Origin of the sequence: Pseudomonas sp. SMV7 (assembly GCF_052041995.1) — a bacterium.
Classification (GTDB): domain Bacteria; phylum Pseudomonadota; class Gammaproteobacteria; order Pseudomonadales; family Pseudomonadaceae; genus Aquipseudomonas.
Genome location: NZ_JBKGGT010000003.1, coordinates 1 through 18266, shown reverse-complemented (window position 1 = coordinate 18266; position 18266 = coordinate 1). Strand labels below are relative to the sequence as shown.

The 18266-nt window shown below is 63.8% G+C and carries 17 protein-coding genes and 1 pseudogene; 8 read left to right on the top strand and 10 right to left on the bottom strand.

The window, feature by feature from the left end; translation table 11 throughout:
- Window positions 1-84: 84 nt before the first annotated feature.
- The 6 genes from ACLEJP_RS04820 to lptM are packed head-to-tail and all read right to left on the bottom strand — an operon-like array spanning window position 85 to window position 4728.
- The gene (locus ACLEJP_RS04820; protein WP_440804721.1) at window positions 85-780 is read right to left on the bottom strand and encodes an HAD family hydrolase; all 696 of its coding nucleotides are present in this window, start codon (window positions 778-780) and stop codon (window positions 85-87) included.
- Window positions 777-1676 (bottom strand): tyrosine recombinase XerC, encoded by a 900-nt coding sequence (gene xerC / locus ACLEJP_RS04815; protein ID WP_440804720.1) that lies wholly within the window; start codon window positions 1674-1676, stop codon window positions 777-779. Before xerC ends, ACLEJP_RS04820 begins: the two co-directional genes overlap by 4 nt.
- Window positions 1676-2386, bottom strand: a complete 711-nt coding sequence (locus ACLEJP_RS04810) for a DUF484 family protein (RefSeq protein WP_225779715.1) — start codon at window positions 2384-2386, stop codon at window positions 1676-1678. Before ACLEJP_RS04810 ends, xerC begins: the two co-directional genes overlap by 1 nt.
- Window positions 2387-2399: 13 nt before the next feature.
- Entirely contained in the window at window positions 2400-3230 is an 831-nt protein-coding gene (gene dapF, locus ACLEJP_RS04805) for a diaminopimelate epimerase (RefSeq protein WP_440804719.1), read from the bottom strand.
- A 4-nt stretch (window positions 3231-3234) separates the two neighbouring features.
- On the bottom strand, window positions 3235-4482 hold the full coding sequence (gene lysA / locus ACLEJP_RS04800; protein WP_440804718.1) for a diaminopimelate decarboxylase: 1248 nt from the start codon (window positions 4480-4482) through the stop codon (window positions 3235-3237).
- A gap of 9 nt (window positions 4483-4491) precedes the next feature.
- Complete coding sequence (gene lptM / locus ACLEJP_RS04795; protein ID WP_440804717.1) at window positions 4492-4728, bottom strand: LPS translocon maturation chaperone LptM; 237 nt, start codon at window positions 4726-4728, stop codon at window positions 4492-4494.
- 251 nt (window positions 4729-4979) lie between these two features.
- Here lptM and cyaY point away from each other — a divergent pair, with 251 nt between their 5' ends.
- The 3 genes from cyaY (at window position 4980) to rnk (ending at window position 6094) form a co-directional block, all read left to right on the top strand.
- Entirely contained in the window at window positions 4980-5312 is a 333-nt protein-coding gene (cyaY, locus tag ACLEJP_RS04790) for an iron donor protein CyaY (protein ID WP_186684100.1), read from the top strand.
- 1 nt (window position 5313) lies between these two features.
- Window positions 5314-5538 carry a DUF1289 domain-containing protein gene (locus tag ACLEJP_RS04785; protein ID WP_440804716.1) on the top strand — a complete coding sequence of 75 codons (225 nt, stop codon included), beginning with the start codon at window positions 5314-5316 and terminating at the stop codon, window positions 5536-5538.
- Between the two features lie 145 nt (window positions 5539-5683).
- Window positions 5684-6094, top strand: coding sequence for a nucleoside diphosphate kinase regulator (gene rnk / locus ACLEJP_RS04780; RefSeq protein ID WP_225779709.1), 411 nt, complete (start codon window positions 5684-5686; stop codon window positions 6092-6094).
- A gap of 37 nt (window positions 6095-6131) precedes the next feature.
- Here the strand turns inward: rnk and ACLEJP_RS04775 are convergent, their stop codons facing one another.
- A complete protein-coding gene (locus ACLEJP_RS04775) occupies window positions 6132-8981 on the bottom strand; it encodes a class I adenylate cyclase (RefSeq protein ID WP_440804715.1) in 2850 nt (949 codons plus the stop codon).
- A 173-nt stretch (window positions 8982-9154) separates the two neighbouring features.
- Here ACLEJP_RS04775 and ACLEJP_RS04770 point away from each other — a divergent pair, with 173 nt between their 5' ends.
- A complete protein-coding gene (locus tag ACLEJP_RS04770) occupies window positions 9155-9607 on the top strand; it encodes a YaiI/YqxD family protein (RefSeq protein WP_170033681.1) in 453 nt (150 codons plus the stop codon).
- Window positions 9608-9645: 38 nt separating this feature from the next.
- On the opposite strand, the gene elbB is transcribed toward ACLEJP_RS04770, so the two are convergent.
- Window positions 9646-10305: an isoprenoid biosynthesis glyoxalase ElbB gene (gene elbB / locus ACLEJP_RS04765; protein ID WP_225779707.1), complete on the bottom strand. Its 660-nt coding sequence runs from the start codon at window positions 10303-10305 to the stop codon at window positions 9646-9648.
- A gap of 106 nt (window positions 10306-10411) precedes the next feature.
- Here elbB and ACLEJP_RS04760 point away from each other — a divergent pair.
- Window positions 10412-11044: pseudogene (locus ACLEJP_RS04760) on the top strand (sterol desaturase family protein); the annotation flags it as partial.
- A gap of 501 nt (window positions 11045-11545) precedes the next feature.
- Here the strand turns inward: ACLEJP_RS04760 and ACLEJP_RS04755 are convergent.
- Window positions 11546-12190 carry a DedA family protein gene (locus tag ACLEJP_RS04755; RefSeq protein ID WP_440804714.1) on the bottom strand — a complete coding sequence of 215 codons (645 nt, stop codon included), beginning with the start codon at window positions 12188-12190 and terminating at the stop codon, window positions 11546-11548.
- A 213-nt stretch (window positions 12191-12403) separates the two neighbouring features.
- On the opposite strand from ACLEJP_RS04755, the gene ppk1 reads away from it, so the two are divergent.
- On the top strand, window positions 12404-14647 hold the full coding sequence (gene ppk1, locus ACLEJP_RS04750) for a polyphosphate kinase 1 (protein WP_225779705.1): 2244 nt from the start codon (window positions 12404-12406) through the stop codon (window positions 14645-14647).
- Here the strand turns inward: ppk1 and ppx are convergent.
- Window positions 14634-16136, bottom strand: coding sequence for an exopolyphosphatase (gene ppx / locus ACLEJP_RS04745; protein WP_440804713.1), 1503 nt, complete (start codon window positions 16134-16136; stop codon window positions 14634-14636). The genes ppk1 and ppx overlap by 14 nt on opposite strands.
- 256 nt (window positions 16137-16392) lie before the next feature.
- Here ppx and trxA point away from each other — a divergent pair, with 256 nt between their 5' ends.
- Window positions 16393-16719 (top strand): thioredoxin TrxA, encoded by a 327-nt coding sequence (gene trxA / locus ACLEJP_RS04740; RefSeq protein ID WP_056794137.1) that lies wholly within the window; start codon window positions 16393-16395, stop codon window positions 16717-16719.
- Window positions 16720-16980: 261 nt separating this feature from the next.
- A complete protein-coding gene (gene rho / locus ACLEJP_RS04735) occupies window positions 16981-18240 on the top strand; it encodes a transcription termination factor Rho (RefSeq protein WP_003253661.1) in 1260 nt (419 codons plus the stop codon).
- The last annotated feature ends 26 nt before the right edge of the window (window positions 18241-18266 follow it).

Below are 18266 nucleotides of genomic sequence, written 5' to 3'. Positions count from 1 at the left end.
CCGTCGCTGCGGGCTTTTTTGTGCCAGTTGTACAGGCCTGGTCCATGCGGCCCCTGTAGGCGTGCGGGGGGCCGGAGGAGACTATCAGCGCCAGCGCGCGAGGATGTCGGGTAGCTGCGACAAGCGCTGGATCTCGGCATCCGGCGCCTGTTCACCTGCCCAGGCCTTGCCCTGCGGGTTGAACCACACCGCCCGCAGCCCGGCGCGCTGGGCGCCGGCAATGTCGTCGCCGGGGTGATCGCCGATGTGCACGGCGGCACTGGCTTCCACTTCACCACGGCGCAGCGCTTCGAGGAACGGCGCCGGGTCAGGCTTGCCGATGCCGAGGTCTTCGGCACACAGGGCGAAGCGGAAGTAATCCGCCAGCCCCAGCCGGCTCACGTCGGCATTGCCGTTGGTGACCACGCCCAAGGTGTAGTGGTGGCGCAGGATCTCCAGCACCGGCTGCACCTCCGGGAAAATCTCCACCTGGTGGCGGGCATGCAGGAATACTTCGAAGCCTTCGTTGGCCAGTTCCTGCGCATGTTTTTCGCTGTAGCCGACTTCTTCCAGGGCATGGAACAGCACCCGTCGGCGCAGGGCGCTGATGCGGTGTTTCAGGCCGGGTTCGGCCTGCACCAGGCGTTCACGAATGGCAAACAGATGTTCCACCGGCACGCCACCGAGGATCGGGGCATTGGCTTCGAGCCAGTCGCGCAGCACGACTTCCGCGCTGGCAATCACCGGCGCGGTGTCCCATAGCGTATCGTCAAGGTCGAAGGTGATCAGCTTGATGCTCATGAGTCTGTGCCTTTGCTGCGTTTGGCCCGAGGGTGGGCGCTGTCGTACACCGCGGCCAGGTGCTGGAAGTCCAGGTGGGTGTAGATCTGTGTGGTGCCGATGTCGGCATGGCCGAGCATCTCCTGCACGGCGCGCAGGTCCTGGGACGATTCCAGCACATGGCTGGCGAAGGAATGGCGAAGCATGTGCGGGTGCAGGTGCTGGCCCAGCTCGCGCTCGCCAGCTACCTTCACCCGTTGCTGGACCGCCCTTGGGCTGATGCGGTTGCCCTGGCGGGTAATGAACACCGCCCGGTCGCGCGGGTTACCGATGCCGCGCAGGCGGTACCAGGCCTGCAGCGCTTCGCGGGCCTTGCGACCTACTGGCAATACGCGCGTCTTGCTGCCCTTGCCCAGCACCTGCACCAGGCCGGCAGCAAGGTCGAGATGATCGAGGTCGAGGTTGGTCAGCTCGGACAGGCGCAGGCCCGATGAATAGAACAGTTCGAGCATGGCCTGGTCACGGCGAGCGATGAAATCGTCATCGACGCCTCCATCCAGCAGCTGCAGGGCGCGGTCGGTGTCCAGGACCTTGGGCAGCCGGCGTTCGCCCTTGGGCGCGCTCAGGCCGCTGGCCGGGTCATGCTGGCACAGGCCCTCGCGGTTGAGATAGCGGTACAGGCCGCGCACCGCCGACAACAGCCGCGCCAGGCTGCGCGAGGACTGGCCCTGATGGTGCTGGCGGGCGATCAGCTGGCGCAGCTGCTGGATCTGCAGCGCCTGCCAGCTGGCAATGCCATGTTCCTTGCAGTAGGCGACAACCTTGTCCAGGTCACGGCGGTAGCCCAGCAGGGTATGTTCGGAAACCTGGCGCTCGTTGCGCAGGTGTGCGCAATAAGACTCCAGCTGGCGTTCCATCAGCGCACCGGGCGCAGGGTCTGGGTAACGCGCGGTACAACGCGGCCAAGTACTTCGGCGATATAGCCGAGGAACAGGGTGCCGACGCTGCTCTTGTAGTGCTGCGGGTCGCGGCTGCCGATCGCCAGCACCCCGTGCAGGCCTTGATACTCCAGGGCAGCCACGGCGCTGGAGCCTACTTCGCGGCGCTGTTCCTCGCCGAACAGGAAGGCCAGCTCGTGCTCGCGCAGGTTGCCGCTGACGGTCTTGCCGCCGCCCAGCAGGGCGCCGATGGCCTGCTGCGCTTCGGCATTGCTGACCCAGCGGCCGACCGGCGCAACGTTCTCGCCGAACAGGATCAGGCTGACGAAGGGCACCTGGAACTCCTGGCGCAGGCTGTCTTCGACCGCCATGACCACTTCCTCCAGGCTGCCGGCATCGAGCAGGTCGAGGATCAGCCGGCGGGTCTTGTCGAACAGCCGGTCATTGTCACGGGCCACATCCATCAGTTGTGACAGGCGGTGGCGCATTTCGATGTTGCGGTCGCGCAGCAGCTTGAGTTGGCGCTCGACCAGCGACACGCTGTCGCCGCGCTGGTGCGGGATGCGCTGTTCGACCAGCAGCTCGTCGTGCTCGGCGAAGAAAGTAGGGTGGGCGCGCAGGTAGGCGACAACCGCATCGGCATCGAGCTCGGCGGACTGCTTGGGTACAACCTTGGGCTGATCGGTCATGGCGGTTACTCGCTTAGAGACGAACCTGTCCTTCGTAGACGCGTACGGCTGGGCCGGTCATCAGCACAGGCTTGCCGGGGCCGGCCCATTCGATGTGCAGGCGGCCACCGGGCAGGTCGAGGGACACCGGGGAGTCCATCCAGCCCTGGCTGATCGCCGCCACGGCAGCGGCACAGGCGCCGGTGCCGCAGGCCTGGGTTTCGCCCGCGCCGCGTTCCCACACGCGCAGGTTGGCGCGGTGACGGTCGATAACCTGAAGGAAGCCGGCATTCACCCGCTGCGGAAAGCGTGGGTGGTTTTCGATTTTCGGCCCCAGCTGGTGCACAGGGGCGCTGTGCACGTCGTCGACCCGCAGCACGGCATGCGGGTTACCCATGGACAGGGCGGCAATCGGATACACCTGGCCGTCGACTTCCAGTGGGTAGCTCAGCGCCTGCTGGTCGGCGATGAAGGGAATGTCCGCAGGGGTGAAGCGTGGCGGACCCATGTCGACACTGACCTGGCCGTCGTTCTGCACGTCCAGTTCGATGATGCCGCTCTTGGTTTCCACGCGAATGCGCTTCTTCGCGGTCAGGCGCTTGTCCAGCACGAAGCGGGCGAAGCAGCGCGCACCGTTGCCGCACTGCTCGACCTCAGAGCCGTCGGCATTGAAGATGCGGTAGCGGAAGTCCACTTCCGGGTTGTTTGGCGCCTCGACGATCAGCAACTGGTCGAAACCGATGCCGGTGTGGCGGTCGCCCCATTGTTTGGCGTGCTTGGGCTGAATGTGCGCGTGCTGGCTGACCAGGTCGAGGACCATGAAGTCGTTGCCCAGCCCATGCATCTTGGTGAAACGCAGCAGCATGGGCTTACTCCGGCAGCAGGCTTTCGCCAGCGTACAATTCGGCGATGGTCTCGCGGCGGCGAACTTCGAAGGCCTGGTCGCCGTCGACCAGGATTTCAGCGCAACGGCCGCGGGTGTTGTAGTTGGAGCTCATGACAAAACCATAGGCGCCCGCAGACTGAACAGCCAGCAGATCGCCTTCGGCCAGGTTCAGCACACGGTCCTTGGCAAGGAAGTCACCGGTCTCGCAGATCGGCCCGACCAGGTCGTAGGCACGGCCCTCACCCTCACGCGGGGTGACCGCGCTGACGCCCATCCAGGCCTGGTACAGGGCCGGGCGGATCAGGTCGTTCATTGCCGCATCGACGATGGCGAAGTCCTTGTGTTCGGTGTGCTTGAGGTATTCCACGCGGGTCAGCAGCACGCCGGCATTGGCCACGATGTAGCGACCCGGCTCGAACACCAGGGCCAGGTCGCGGTCGCCGATGCGCTCGCGGATGGCCTTGATGTAGTCGGCCACCAGGGGTGGCTGTTCATCGCGATAGCGCACACCGACACCGCCGCCAAGGTCCAGGTGGCGCAGGTGGATACCGCACTCGGCCAGGCGGTCGACCAGCACCAGCAGGCGGTCGAGGGCGTCGAGGAAAGGCTCGACGCTGGTCAGCTGCGAACCGATGTGGCAGTCGACCCCGACCACTTCCAGGTTCGGCAACTGCGCGGCGCGCACATAGATGGCCTCGGCGTCGGCGATGGCGATGCCGAACTTGTTTTCCTTCAGGCCCGTGGAGATGTACGGGTGGGTGCCGGCGTCGACGTCCGGGTTGACCCGCAGCGAGACCGGGGCGACCTTGCCCATTTCGGCGGCCACCACTTGCAGGCGTTCCAGCTCGTCGGTGGATTCGACGTTGAAGCAGTGCACGCCGACTTCCAGGGCCCGGCGCATGTCCTCGCGGGTTTTGCCGACACCGGAGAACACCACGCGGTCGGCGCGGCCGCCAGCGGCCAGCACACGCTCCAGCTCGCCGCCGGAGACGATATCGAAACCGGCGCCCAGGCGCGCCAGCACGTTCAGCACGCCCAGGTTGGAGTTGGCCTTGACCGCGAAGCACACCAGGTGCTCGGTGCCTTGCAGGGCGTCGGTGTAGCTACGGTACTGGGCCTCGATGTGGGCGCGCGAATACACGTAGGTAGGGGTGCCGTAACGTTCGGCGATGGCCGATAGGCCCACGCCCTCCGCGAACAGCTCGCCGTCGCGGTAGTTGAAAGCGTTCATCTGGTTTCCTTACTGCGCTGGCGACTGCTCGGGCTCGGACTGCAGCTCGGGCTGCTGTTCCGGCTGCTGTTCCGGCTGCTGTTCCGACGTCGGGGCCGGCTTGGCTTTTGGCGAGTGCTGGTGCGACTTGTGCGCTTTGCCGTTATCGCCGTCTTCAGGCAGGTACAGCGGACCTTTCTGGCCGCAGGCCGAAACGAGGCAGGCAACAGCGACCAGCGCCGCGAAGGAGGAAATCAGGCGCTTCATGGGTGAAATCCTTAGAAATTTGCAGTATTGCGCCCGAGTATACCGAGCGACCGACGGCTTGCCTATGCAAGGGCAGGCCCGCCGGGCGGGCTATTCTTGGCGCGTGCAGCGGCCCTTTCCCGATCCCACGGGCACTGCGCTGGCTTCGGGTTCGTGCCGCTGCAGGCAATGGCTAAAACTTTGCATTCGGCGGCAAGCGCCCGTATCTTGCCCGGCATGCCAGTAACGCAGCCAATTTCGAGGTTCCGGTAATGAGTTTGAGTGAAGCGCGTTTCCATGATCTGGTCGACACTACCCAACAGGCCCTGGAAGACCTGTTCGACGAGAGCGGCCTGGACCTGGACATGGAAAACTCGGCGGGTGTCCTGACCATCAAGTTCGACAACGGCAGTACGCTGATCTTCAGCCGCCAGGAGCCGCTGCGCCAGCTGTGGCTGGCCGACCGTTCCGGTGGTTTCCACTTCGACTACGACGAGGACAGCGGCAAGTGGGTGTGCGAGAAGAGCGAGGAGCTGCTCGGCGAAATGCTCGAACGCATCGTCTGGGAACGGGCCGGCGAAAAGCTGGACTTCGACGAGATCTGACATGAGCAGTGCCCCGGCCCGGCCGCCCAGGCCGCTCTACAGCAACGTCAGCCCTGCCGTGCCGTCGCCGTGCATCAGCGTGTGCCGGCTGGACGAGCAGCGTATCTGCACCGGCTGCCACCGGCATGTAGAGCACATTCGCGAATGGCGCTCGGCCGATGACGAGCGGCGCCGGCAGATCTGCCGCGAAGCCCAGGCCCTGCGCGATCAGGCTAAGGCACACTGATCGCAGGGGCTTGAGTATTTGCCCGGCTGTGGTAGTGTCGGGTTCTGCGTCAGTGACGCAATGCCATTACAAACCCCGCCCTTGGGCGGGGTTTTGCTTTATCTGCCTGTTGAAAACCGCCTGTTCAAAGGAGTCTGACTGGATCATGAGCACCAAGCCTTCCCTCATCCTCACCCGATTGGACGTACAGCGTCTGGAGCGTCTGATCGACAGCCTCGACGAGAGTACGCCGGGTGTGCTCGCCTTGATGGGCGAGCTGGACCGTGCCGAGCAGGTGGTCGGTCATGAGGAAGTACCGGCTGGCGTGGTGACCATGAACTCGCGCGTGCATTGCCGTGAGGAAGCCAGCGGCAAGGATTACCACCTGACCCTGGTGTATCCGAAGGATGCCGGGCCTGAGGGCAGGGTATCGGTCCTTGCGCCGATTGGTTGCGCCTTGCTGGGGTTGTCGGTGGGCGAGCAGATCGACTGGCCGGCGCCAGGCGGCAAGACCCTCAAGCTGAAGCTGCTGGAAGTCGAGTACCAGCCGGAAGCGGCGGGCGATTTCGACCTTTGAGTCCTGGGGCTGCAAGGGGGCTGCAAGGCGGCCCCGGTCATTCGCTGGATATCCGCTCCAAGCCCTCGTTCAACGCCTGCTCCAGCTCCCGCTTGTAGCGCAGGTACAGTTGCGTCGACCCCAACTGGTCATCCAGCAGCTCGGACAGATCCAGGTCGGTGATGTAGCACCGGTACTGGCCCGCGCTGCGCCGCTGGCCGATAATCTGCCTGGCTACTACCGCATACAGTTGCTCGCCATGCTCCAGTTCGGAAAATTCCTGCTGGTCGCAGTACAGCGTCACATGCGCAGCACCCGCCACCCCGGCCTGGATAATGGCCTGTACCTCGTAGTAGGGCTGGTCGCTGCCTTCGAAAGGGGCCGGGCGCGGCTCGCTGCTGCGCGCCTTGCCCGGGCCGGATGGGAGCAACTGGGCGTAATGGATGTCCAGTGACGCCGGCCGCAGGGTGTCCATCGGCAACCGGGCATCACGGCGCATCACCACCGAGCGCAGAAAACGCTGCAGCGGCAGCAGCAGGTGTGCTTCGTCGTGCAGTGGCAGGCGCTGTTGCCACAAGGCGTTGTACTCATCCAGCACATACAGCTCGGCCCAGCTACCCTGCAGGCGGTAGAACACCTGGATGCAGCCTGGCTGGCCTTGTTCCAGGACCAGGCGCAGGTCGTGGTCCTGCAGGGCGTTGGCGTCCAGGTACAGGGGGCTGTAGCTGCTGCGTTCTTCGCCAAGGTAGGCCAGTAATGCCTCGTGGTCGGTCAGGGTCGTCAGGCTTGCGTGCCCGGCCAGCAGTTCAAGCACATGGGTGTGCTGGGCAACCTGCAGCAGGTAGCGGTGGTTCTGGCCCTGGTCCAGCAGCAGCTGTACCGTGTCGAATATTTCCTCCACGCGCTGGCTGATGGCCTGGGCGCGGCTCTGGCAGAAGCAGCGTACCCGCACCCGTGGCCGCTGGCCATGCAGCACCGGGCTGTTGAGAAAGTCGCGCAGACAGCGCACCAGCGCATGGTCGCCGTCATAGCGCTGGACCAGCACCTCGTTCCAGCTGTTGAGGGTGACCTGGTCCAGGGTCAGCACCAGGTTTTCGCGCACACCGGCGTAGCTCAGCGAGTCGGTGCGCTCGGTGGTCATCAGGATGTTCAGGTCGCGGTGGTGGCGCAGCGGGTCGATGGCGACGTTGACCAGCAGCAGTACTTCGTCGGCAACACTGGGCTGCAGCAGGCGCACCTCGCTGACGATCGGCAAGGGCAGCGGAATGCTCTGCTGCAGGCAGCCCACCAGGTTGAACAGCTCGATTTCGCTGAGGTCGCTGACACCGGGGTGCAAGGCCAGGCGCGTGCTGCTGTCGATCACCCCGTTGCGGTGTGCCCAGGTCAGCAGTTCGATCAGCTCGCGGCAGCGTTTCAGCGGGCTGAAATGCTCCACGTCATGCGTGCTCAGGTTGCCGGTATACAGCCCCCAGTGGTGGCTGCCGGGCTCCTTGCGGTTGGGCGCCTGGACCAGGGTCAGGGTCCCTTCGGCGAGGTCCGGGGCAATGCCCGGGTTGATCACTTCGACCTTGCCGGCACGGCGCTCGAAAGCCGCATACAGGCGCCGACCCAGCACGTTGAGGTCACGCTGGTCGGCGCGGCTGCTGGCGTTCTGGGTGCGGGCGAACTGGCTGAGAAAGCGGTAGCTGTGGTTCAGCTCGGCTACCAGGTCGCGGCGCTCCACGGCGACTTGCTGGACTTTCCACTGGTTGCGGCTGTCCAGCAGTGCCAGTTGGCGCGTGTCCCAGCCCCATTCGTCGGTCAGGCGCTGCAGCAGTCGGCGTTGCCAGCCAGTGGTCCGGGATGGCTCGCTGAGCTTCTTGTTCACCTTCAGGTACAGGCTGCGGCGTACCAACTCCAGGCGGGCCCGTTCGCCACGCTGCAGCAGGTAGTGTTCGATGCGCCGGTACACCATCACGTAGGGGTCCAGCGCGTCGAGGTCGAGCTGGTTGGCGAACACGGCCTGTTTGTACTCCAGGCTCAGGCAGCGCACGGCGGGGTGTTCGCTGGCATAGGCCTCGGTCAGCAACAGCTTGAGCAGTGACTTGTAGGGCGAGTCGATGGCTTTGAACAGCTGCCACAGGCCGGCGCCAACGAACTCGCCAGGCGGAATGTTCGCCAGGCTGCCGAGGTCGAGCGCGTCCTGGCTGCGGATGAAGCGCTTGGACAGCAGGGTCTGGGTGTAGCTGTGGTAGTGCTGTTCCTGGTACACCGGCACCAGCCACCACAACGGCGTGCGCCCGGCCAGCCAGATGGTGGTGCGGTAGAACTCGTCCAGCAGCAGGTAGTGCTGGGTGGTACCGCAGTCGTCGGAGCCGAGCTGGCCGTCGCGTTGGCCCTGGGCGAAACCTTGGGTGTCGATCAGGAAGAAGTGCGCCTCGGCACCCAGGCTTTCCGCCCATGCTTCCAGCAGCTGGCACTTGCGCCGCAGTTCGCCCAGCTGTTCATCGGCCAGGCCGGGCGCATGGCACACCCACAGGTCCATGTCGCTGTGCTCGGCCTGCGCCAGCGAGCCCAGGCTGCCCATCAGGAACAGGCCGTGGATCGGCCGCGGCGGGTTGCCATGGCGGGCCTTGTAGGTGAACGAGCGGGCCAGGCGCTGGGCCTCGAGCAGCAACTCGGCGCCCGGTTCGTAACCTGATACGCCGGCAGGGGTGCTGCCCGAAACATAGCCCGGCAATAGCGGATGGTTTATGTGGAACAGCAGCGGCAACAGTGTCAGCACCTGTTGCTGGCGCGTCGACAGGCCTTCCAGTGCGCGCTGCAGCCGGCCCTGGTTGAGCCGCAGGAAACGCGCACGCAAGGTCGCCAGTTCCTTGCGGTCGATGCCTTCGTCCAGGTCGGGGCGGATTTCGTGGGGGTGGTTCATTGCGCACTCGGGCAGGCCAATGGAGCTGTGGCGAGTGTAGCCTGAGGGATCGGCGGTGGATAAGCGCCAATTGAAAGATTGACGCCAATTTGCCATCGCCAATGGCGGCAAGCTCCAGCTTTTACTGCCGTTGAGGCATGATGGCTGCCTTGAATGAATGACGAGGTTACCCGATGCGTGTGTGGATCGATGCCGACGCCTGCCCCAAGGCGGCCAAGGATCTGGTCGTCAAGTTCGCCCTCAAGCGCAAGTTCGAAGTGGTCATGGTCGCGGGCCAGGCTGTGGCCAAGCCGGCGTTCGCCATCGTACGCCTGATCGTGGTACCCAGCGGCATGGACGCGGCGGACGATTATCTGGTGGAGCACGCCGTGCCCGGCGAACTGGTGATCTGCAGTGACGTACCGTTGGCCGACCGCCTGGTGAAAAAGGGCGTGGCAGCACTGGACCCGCGTGGGCGCGAGTTCGACGAGCGCAACATGGGTGACCGGCTGGCGGCGCGCAACCTGTTCACCGAACTGCGCGAGCAGGGCCAGGTGGGGGGAGGGCAGGCGCCTTACGGCGAGCGCGAGAAGCAGGCGTTTGCCAATGCGCTGGACCGCATCATCGCCCGGCTTTCCAAAGCCTGAGGTGTACGCGCCCCTGCACGGGGCGCGCCAGCAAGCACCTATTCGTGAGTCAGCTCCAGCACCCGATCCACCAGCTTGTAGATACCTCCAGCCGCTTCACTGATCGACTTGGCCTCCATGTACGCCGGGGTGGTGACCAGCTTGCGCTGGGAATCTTCGACGATATCGTGCACATCGCAATCTTCATGAGTGCCGCCCATCTTCACCACGGCTGCCGCGGTGTCGGCGTCGGTACCGATGGTGCAGACCACGCCCGGCCCGTAGATCTTCGCTGCCAGCGCCGGCGAGATGCAGATCAGGCCAACCGGCTTGCATGCCGTTGCAAAGGCTTCGGCCAGGGCCAGCACATCCGGGTTGACGCTGCAATTGGCGCCCTCCACGGCAAAGTTGGAGAGGTTCTTCGCCGCACCGAACCCGCCCGGCACGATCAGCGCATCGAAGTCCTCGGCCTTGGCCTCGCGAATGTCCTTGACCTGGCCGCGGGCAATGCGCGCCGACTCCACCAGTACATTGCGCGACTCGGGCATTTCCTCGCCGGTCAGGTGGTTGATCACATGCAGCTGCGCAATGTTGGGCGCAAAGCACTGCACTTGCGCACCGCGCTGGTCGAGGCGCAGCAGGGTGATCACGCTTTCGTGGATTTCGGCGCCGTCATACACGCCACAGCCGGAAAGAATCACCGCTACTTTTTTTGTCATGCTCATTACTCCAGTGTCGAGGCGCTAAATGTCCTCTAGTTTGGCAGATGTCGCCATAGGGATTCCTGCGGCTGCGGCCTAATCTTGGTGGATAACGCCTGAGCTCATGCCCATGGACCTGATATTGCTGGCCGTGCCGTTCTTCTTTGTGTTGATCGCCGTGGAGCTGGTGGCCGACCGCGTGCGTGGGCAGCGCAACTACACCCTGGCCGACTCGATCAACAGCCTCAGCACGGGTGCACTGTCGACCAGCACCGGGCTGCTGACCAAGGGGCTGGGTCTGCTGGCCTATGCATTCGCATTCGAGCATCTGGCGCTGCTGCGCTTGCCGGCGCAGGCCTGGTGGGTGTGGTTGCTGGCTTTCGTCCTGTACGACTTCTGTTATTACTGGCTGCACCGCCTCGGCCACGAGCGCAACGTGCTGTGGGCTGCGCATTCGGTGCATCACCAGAGCGAGGAGTACAACCTCACCACCGCGCTGCGCCAGACCAGCAGCGGCTTCATCTTTTCCTGGATCTTCTACCTGCCGTTGGCACTGGTCGGGGTGCCGACAGTGGTGTTCATCACTGTGGCGTCGCTCAACCTGTTGTACCAGTTCTGGGTACATACCCGGCATATCGCCAAGCTCGGCTGGCTCGAGTGGGTGTTGATCACGCCATCCAACCATCGCGTCCACCATGCGCAAAATCCTGCTTACTTGGATCGCAACTACGGCGGCGTGTTCATTCTCTGGGACCGTCTGTTCGGCACTTTCAAGGAGGAGGACCCGGCCGAGCCGGTCGTGTTCGGCGTGACCACGCCGCTGGCCAGCTGGAACCCGCTATGGGCCAACCTGCAGTTCTACGCCCAGCTCTGGCAGGACGCCCGGCGTGCCGGCAGCCTGTGGGACAAGCTGCGCATCTGGTTCATGCCCACGGGCTGGCGCCCAGCCGATGTAGCCGCCCGCTACCCGCATGGCAAGCAGGACCTGGCCTTGTTTCGCAAGTTCGAGGTTGCCCTGGGCCGCCCGCAGCAGGCCTACGTGGCGGCACAATTCGTGGTTTATCTGGCACTGGGCAGCTATTTGATGGGCGTGGCCGAGCGCGTGCCAACTGCCGCGCTGGTGCTCGGCTGGTCGTTGATGGCGTTCGGTTTGTTCGTGCTGGGCGCGCTCCTGGAGAACCGGCCCTGGGCCACGCGCCTGGAACAGGTACGGCTGGTGGCAAGCGCGCCGGCGCTGTACCTGGCCGGTGCATCGGGCCTAGCGGTGGTCGTGCCGCTGGCCTGGGTCCTGCTCGTGGCTTACGGCCTGCTCAGCCTGTGGGGCCTGGGCCTGGTCCGCCGCCTTGCGCTCCGCACGCAGGGTACGGAAGCGCCGGCGCAGCCATAGCAGGCCACCCAGCGCCAGCAGGCCACCCAGTACCCAGAGCTCGTAGCGCTTCACGTTGCCCAGCAGGCCTTCGAGAATGGCGCCGAAGTGGTACGCGGCCGCGCCCAGGGCGACTGCCCAGATCGCCGCGCCAAGACCGTTCAGCAGCAGGTAGCGGCGCGGCGGATAGCCCGACAGGCCGATCGCCACCGGCATGACTGTGCGCAGGCCATAGACGAAGCGGAAGCTCAATACCCAGATATCGGGGTGGCGCCGGATGTGGTCCAGTGCGCGGTCACCCATCGCCTGCCAGCGTGGCCTGCGCGCCAGAATCCTGCGGCCGTGGCGACGGCCCATGAAGTACCACAGCTGATCGCCGGCATAACTGCCGAAAAAGGCCACCAGGCACACCAGGTTGATGTCCATGTAACCGCGGAACGCAAGGAATCCCGCAAGCACCAGAATGGTCTCGCCTTCGAAGAAGGTGCCAAGAAAAAGGGCGAAGTAGCCGAAATCCTGCAGGAATTGTTGAAGCATTTTCTGAGGTGCTGGCGAAATGAACGCGCAGCCTACCCCTTCGCGCGCATTCATGAAAGTGTCCAAATGTGTCTCGACGTGAACATTTCCTGCACCGAGAATGCCCGAAGGCGCGCGCCATCGCTTGCCCTGGCGTGTAACACAGGCGTCATAATGGGCGCTTATCTTGCCGCTCAATTGATGATAGGGCGTTAACGTCCTCAGGAACGCCAGATGAATAATGAAGTGCTAACCCCTGTCGCGATCAAGGATGCTCAGGAAATCCCCGAAGAGATGGTGCAGACCCCGCCAGACCTGCCGCCGGCGCCCGCGCCTGCCGTAGAGCCAGCGGCCGGTCCTGTGGCCCCGGCGCCAGCACCGGCCCCGGCCATTGCCGTCCCCGGCCTGGACGACAGCAGCCTGTATATTCATCGCGAACTCTCGCAGCTGCAGTTCAACATCCGCGTGCTGGAACAGGCGCTGGACGAGAGCTACCCGCTGCTCGAACGCCTCAAGTTCCTGCTGATCTTTTCCAGCAACCTCGACGAGTTCTTCGAGATCCGCGTCGCCGGCCTGAAGAAGCAGATCAATTTTGCCCGTGAACTGGCCGGCGCCGACGGCCTGCAGCCGCACCAGGCGCTGGCGCGCATCAGCGAGCTGGTGCACAGCGAAGTGGAGCGCCAGTACGCGATCCTCAACGATGTGCTGCTGCCAGAGCTGGAAAAGCACCAGATCCGCTTCATCCGCCGTCGTTACTGGACACCCAAGCTCAAGACCTGGGTGCGCCGCTATTTCCGCGACGAAATCGCCCCGATCATCACCCCGATCGGCCTCGACCCGACCCACCCGTTCCCGCTGCTGGTGAACAAGAGCCTCAACTTCATCGTCGAGCTCGAGGGGGTCGACGCCTTCGGCCGCGATTCCGGCCTGGCGATCATCCCGGCCCCGCGCCTGCTGCCGCGGGTCATCCGCGTGCCGGAGGAGGTGGGTGGCGCAGGGGACAACTATGTGTTCCTGTCGTCGATGATCCACGCGCACGCCGACGACCTGTTCCAGGGCATGAAGGTAAAGGGCTGCTACCAGTTCCGCCTGACCCGCAACGCCGACCTGGCGCTGGATTCCGAAGAGGTCGACGACCTGGCCCGCGCGCTGCGCGGCGAGTTGTTCTCGCGCCGCTATGGCGATGCCGTGCGCCTGGAAGTGGCCGATACCTGCCCGAAACACCTGTCGGACTACCTGCTCAAGCAGTTCAGCCTCAGTGAAAGCGAGCTGTACCAGGTCAACGGCCCGGTCAACCTCACCCGCCTGTTCAGCATTACTGGCCTGGACAGCCACCCCGAGCTGCAGTACACGCCGTTCACCCCGGCGATCCCCAAGCTGCTGCAAAACGCTGACAACATCTTCAGCGTGATCGGCAAGCAGGACATCCTGCTGATGCACCCGTTCGAGTCGTTCACCCCGGTGATCGACCTGCTGCGCCAGGCGGCCAAGGACCCGCACGTGCTCGCCGTGCGCCAGACCCTGTACCGCTCCGGTGCCAACTCGGAAATCGTCGACGCCCTGGTCGACGCTGCGCGCAACGGCAAGGAGGTCACTGCGGTGATCGAATTGCGTGCGCGTTTCGACGAAGAATCCAACCTGCAGATGGCCAGCCGCCTGCAGGCCGCTGGTGCGGTGGTGATCTACGGTGTGGTCGGCTTCAAGACCCACGCCAAGATGATGCTGATCCTGCGCCGCGAGCACGGCGAGATCGTGCGTTATGCGCACTTGGGTACCGGTAACTACCACGCCGGCAACGCCCGCCTGTACACCGACTACAGCTTGTTGACCTCCGACGACGCCCTCACCGAGGACGTCGGCAAGCTGTTCAGCCAGCTGATCGGCATGGGCAAGACCCTGCGCATGAAGAAGCTGCTGCATGCGCCGTTCACCCTGAAGAAGGGCATGCTCGACATGATTGCGCGGGAAACCCAGTTCGCCCTTGAAGGCAAGCCGGCGCACATCATTGCCAAGTTCAACTCGCTGACCGACGCCAAGGTCATCAAGGCGCTGTACAAAGCCAGCCAGTCGGGCGTGAAGATCGACCTGGTGGTGCGTGGCATGTGCTGCCTGCGCCCAGGCATCCCTGGGGTTTCGCACAACATCCAGGTGCGCTCGATCATCGGTCGCTTCCTCGAGCACACGCGGGTGTTCTATTTCCTCAATGGCGGCGAAGAGCAGATCTACCTGTCCAGTGCCGACTGGATGGAGCGCAACCTCGACAAGCGTGTCGAGACCTGCTTCCCGGTGGAAGGCAAGAAACTGCTGCTGCGGGTGAAGAAGGAGCTGGAAGGCTACCTGACCGACAACACCCACGCCTGGACCCTGCAGCCGGACGGGCGCTACGTGCGCAGCACGCCGACCGGCAACCAGAACCCGCGCAGTGCCCAGGCGACCTTGCTGGAGCGCCTGAGCAACCCGGTCCTCAACGTACGCTGAGGACGAAGCCGACCCGGGCCAGCCATTCCGCCTCGTTGGCGAAGTCGGCCTGGGTCAGCTGGTTCTGTTCCAGCCAGCCTTGCGGGAATACCACATCCAGGCTGTTACCGGCTGCCTTGAGTTCCACCTTCGGCATCTGCTGGTTGCCACGGATGTGATGGAACAGGATGGCGAAGCGCAGCAGCACGCACAGGCGCAGGAGCTTGACCCCTTCCTCGCCCAGTTCGGCGTACTTGTCCTTGGGGATGTTGCGGCGGTGGCCGCGTACCAGCAGGGCCATCATCTGCTGGTCCTCGCGCGAGAAGCCCGACAGGTCGGAGTGCTCGATCAAGTAGGCCCCGTGCTTGTGGTAATGGTAGTGGGCGATGTCCAGGCCGATCTCGTGCACCTTCGCCGCCCAACCCAGCAGGTCGCGCCAGTTTCCGTCTTTCAGGTCCCAGGCGTCGGCGACCTGGTCGAACGCGTGCAGGGCCTTGCGCTCGACGCGAGCGGCCTGGCCCTGGTCCACGTGGTAGCGTTCCATCAGCGAGTTGAGGGTGCGCTCGCGCACATCTTCGTGATGGTGGCGGCCCAGCAGGTCGAACAGCACGCCTTCGCGCAGGGCGCCGTCGCAGTGGTCCATGCGCTGCAGCTCCAGCGCATCGAAAATCGCTTCGAGAATCGCCAGGCCTGCCGGGAAAATGGTACGCCGGTCAGGTTTGACGCCGTCGAAGTCGATCTTGTCGGCCTCACCCAGCTTGAACAACTTGCGCTTGACCCAGGCCAGGCCTTCGGCGTTGACCTCGCCATTGCCCAGGCCACCGGCCTTGATAGCAGCGCCGATGGCGCGGATGGTGCCGGAGGAACCGATGGCTTCGTCCCAGGTCAGGCGATGCAGGGCATTCTCGATGCTCATCAGCTCCAGGCGCGCAGCGGTGTAGGCCTGGGCGTAGCGGGCCGGGGTGATCTTGCCGTCGCGGAAGTAGCGCTGGGTAAAACTGACGCAGCCCATCTGCAGGCTTTCGCGCAGCAGCGGTTCGAAGCGTTGGCCGATGATGAACTCGGTACTGCCGCCGCCGATGTCGGCGACCAGGCGCTTGCCCGGCGTATCGGCGAGGGTGTGCGACACGCCGAGGTAGATCAGGCGCGCTTCTTCGCGGCCGGAGATGACCTCCACCGGGTGGCCGAGGATGGCTTCGGCACGCTGGATGAACTCGTTGCGGTTGCGCGCTTCGCGCAAGGCGTTGGTGCCCACGATGCGCACCGAGCCCGCGGGCATGCCGTTGATCAGCTGGGAAAAGCGCTTGAGGCAGTCCAGGCCCCGTTCCATGGCTTCTTCGCTGAGCATGCGCCCCTCGTCGATGCCGGCGGCCAGCTGCACCTTCTCGCCGAGCCGCTCGAGAATGCGGATTTCGGTATGGTGGGCCTTGGCCACGACCATGTGAAAGCTGTTGGAGCCAAGGTCGATGGCAGCGATCAGGGACAGGTTCTTCGCGATGGTATGCGGCATGATCTGGTTGTTCTCGGTCGTTAACCCGGCAATCGTGCCACGATAGCAGGCTATCGCCAACGCGTGGCACCCAGCCGTTGAGCTGGCCTTGATGCAGGACAACAGGCCATTCGATGCTATGACACTGGCATGACAGTTTCGATTCGTGGCGTCTTGCACAACTATAGTTACACTCAATCGCCCGCGACTTCCTGTAGGAGACGGGTGCGGCTATGATGGGCAACGTTTTTTATTGCTTACGACCTTGGAGATTTCCATGAGCGACAAAATCAAACACGTCACCGACGCCAGCTTCGAAGCCGAAGTACTGCAGGCTCAGGGCCCGGTTCTGGTTGACTACTGGGCTGAATGGTGCGGCCCATGCAAGATGATCGCTCCGGTTCTGGACGACATCGCTGCCACCTACGAGGGCAAACTGACCGTCGCCAAGCTGAACATCGACGAGAACCAGGAAACCCCGGCCAAGCACGGCGTGCGTGGCATCCCGACCCTGATGCTGTTCAAGAACGGCAACGTCGAGGCCACCAAGGTCGGCGCCCTGTCCAAATCGCAGCTGGCCGCGTTCCTCGACGCCCACCTGTGATAGCGAAAAGCCCCGCGAATGCGGGGTTTTTTTTGCCCGCAGAGGTCTGCAGGGGTACGATTTACCCCGTCAAAACCACTAGACGTCGAAAAAAGCAAGTGTTACATTCGGCCTCGCACTGCTTCTCCAGTGCCCTCTACACGCCGTCGCCGAAGCATCCCTAATTCGAATCAGTACGCGATCCTGTCGCCATCTAGCGGCGCGGCCTCATTAAGCCAGAAGCTTAATTCTCCCTTCTTACATGATTACGTCACTCCCCTTATGAACCTGACTGAACTCAAGCAAAAGCCGATTACCGATCTTTTGGAAATGGCCGAACAGATGGGCATCGAAAACATGGCCCGTTCGCGCAAACAGGACGTGATTTTCGCCCTGCTGAAGAAGCACGCGAAAAGCGGCGAAGAGATCTCGGGTGACGGCGTGCTGGAGATTCTCCAGGATGGTTTCGGTTTCCTGCGTTCGGCTGATGCGTCCTACCTGGCCGGCCCCGACGATATCTACGTCTCGCCCAGCCAGATCCGTCGCTTCAACCTGCGTACCGGCGACACCATCGTCGGCAAGATCCGCCCACCGAAGGAAGGGGAGCGTTACTTCGCCCTGCTGAAGGTCGACACCATCAACTTCGACCGCCCGGAAAACGCGAAGAACAAGATCCTGTTCGAAAACCTGACGCCGCTGTTCCCGAACAAGCGCCTGAAGATGGAAGCCGGTAACGGCTCCACCGAAGACCTGACCGGTCGTGTCATCGACCTGTGTGCCCCGATCGGCAAAGGCCAGCGTGGCCTGATCGTGGCGCCGCCGAAGGCCGGCAAGACGATCATGCTGCAGAACATCGCGGCCAACATCACCCGTAACAACCCCGAGTGCCACCTGATCGTCCTGCTGATCGACGAGCGCCCGGAAGAAGTGACCGAAATGCAGCGCACCGTGCGCGGCGAAGTGGTCGCCTCCACCTTCGACGAGCCACCTACCCGCCACGTGCAGGTTGCCGAGATGGTGATCGAGAAGGCCAAGCGCCTGGTCGAGCACAAGAAGGATGTAGTCATCCTGCTGGACTCCATCACCCGCCTGGCGCGTGCCTACAACACCGTCATCCCGAGCTCCGGCAAGGTACTGACCGGTGGTGTCGACGCCCATGCCCTGGAGAAGCCGAAGCGCTTCTTCGGTGCCGCGCGTAATATCGAGGAAGGCGGCTCGCTGACCATCATCGCTACCGCGCTGGTCGAAACCGGCTCGAAGATGGACGAAGTCATCTACGAAGAGTTCAAGGGCACCGGCAACATGGAGCTGCCGCTGGACCGCCGCATCGCCGAGAAGCGAGTGTTCCCGGCCATCAACATCAACCGTTCCGGTACCCGCCGCGAAGAGTTGCTGACCGCCGACGACGAATTGCAGCGCATGTGGATTCTGCGCAAGCTGCTGCACCCGATGGACGAAATCGCCGCCATCGAGTTCCTGGTCGACAAGCTCAAGCAGACCAAGACCAACGACGAGTTCTTCCTGTCGATGAAGCGCAAGTAAGCGTTTCAGGCCAGGCAGTCATTGGG

What these genes read in the sequence shown, in the direction of transcription:
- lysA (WP_440804718.1), bottom strand. Translation starts at nt 4,482, where the DNA reads ATGAACGCTTTCAACTACCGCGACGGCGAGCTGTTCGCGGAGGGCGTG.
- ACLEJP_RS04810 (WP_225779715.1), bottom strand. Translation starts at nt 2,386, where the DNA reads ATGACCGATCAGCCCAAGGTTGTACCCAAGCAGTCCGCCGAGCTCGAT.
- ACLEJP_RS04770 (WP_170033681.1), top strand. Translation starts at nt 9,155, where the DNA reads ATGCGTGTGTGGATCGATGCCGACGCCTGCCCCAAGGCGGCCAAGGAT.
- ACLEJP_RS04755 (WP_440804714.1), bottom strand. Translation starts at nt 12,190, where the DNA reads ATGCTTCAACAATTCCTGCAGGATTTCGGCTACTTCGCCCTTTTTCTT.
- elbB (WP_225779707.1), bottom strand. Translation starts at nt 10,305, where the DNA reads ATGACAAAAAAAGTAGCGGTGATTCTTTCCGGCTGTGGCGTGTATGAC.
- rnk (WP_225779709.1), top strand. Translation starts at nt 5,684, where the DNA reads ATGAGCACCAAGCCTTCCCTCATCCTCACCCGATTGGACGTACAGCGT.
- cyaY (WP_186684100.1), top strand. Translation starts at nt 4,980, where the DNA reads ATGAGTTTGAGTGAAGCGCGTTTCCATGATCTGGTCGACACTACCCAA.
- ppk1 (WP_225779705.1), top strand. Translation starts at nt 12,404, where the DNA reads ATGAATAATGAAGTGCTAACCCCTGTCGCGATCAAGGATGCTCAGGAA.
- trxA (WP_056794137.1), top strand. Translation starts at nt 16,393, where the DNA reads ATGAGCGACAAAATCAAACACGTCACCGACGCCAGCTTCGAAGCCGAA.
- xerC (WP_440804720.1), bottom strand. Translation starts at nt 1,676, where the DNA reads ATGGAACGCCAGCTGGAGTCTTATTGCGCACACCTGCGCAACGAGCGC.
- rho (WP_003253661.1), top strand. Translation starts at nt 16,981, where the DNA reads ATGAACCTGACTGAACTCAAGCAAAAGCCGATTACCGATCTTTTGGAA.
- ACLEJP_RS04820 (WP_440804721.1), bottom strand. Translation starts at nt 780, where the DNA reads ATGAGCATCAAGCTGATCACCTTCGACCTTGACGATACGCTATGGGAC.
- lptM (WP_440804717.1), bottom strand. Translation starts at nt 4,728, where the DNA reads ATGAAGCGCCTGATTTCCTCCTTCGCGGCGCTGGTCGCTGTTGCCTGC.
- dapF (WP_440804719.1), bottom strand. Translation starts at nt 3,230, where the DNA reads ATGCTGCTGCGTTTCACCAAGATGCATGGGCTGGGCAACGACTTCATG.
- ACLEJP_RS04785 (WP_440804716.1), top strand. Translation starts at nt 5,314, where the DNA reads ATGAGCAGTGCCCCGGCCCGGCCGCCCAGGCCGCTCTACAGCAACGTC.
- ACLEJP_RS04775 (WP_440804715.1), bottom strand. Translation starts at nt 8,981, where the DNA reads ATGAACCACCCCCACGAAATCCGCCCCGACCTGGACGAAGGCATCGAC.
- ppx (WP_440804713.1), bottom strand. Translation starts at nt 16,136, where the DNA reads ATGCCGCATACCATCGCGAAGAACCTGTCCCTGATCGCTGCCATCGAC.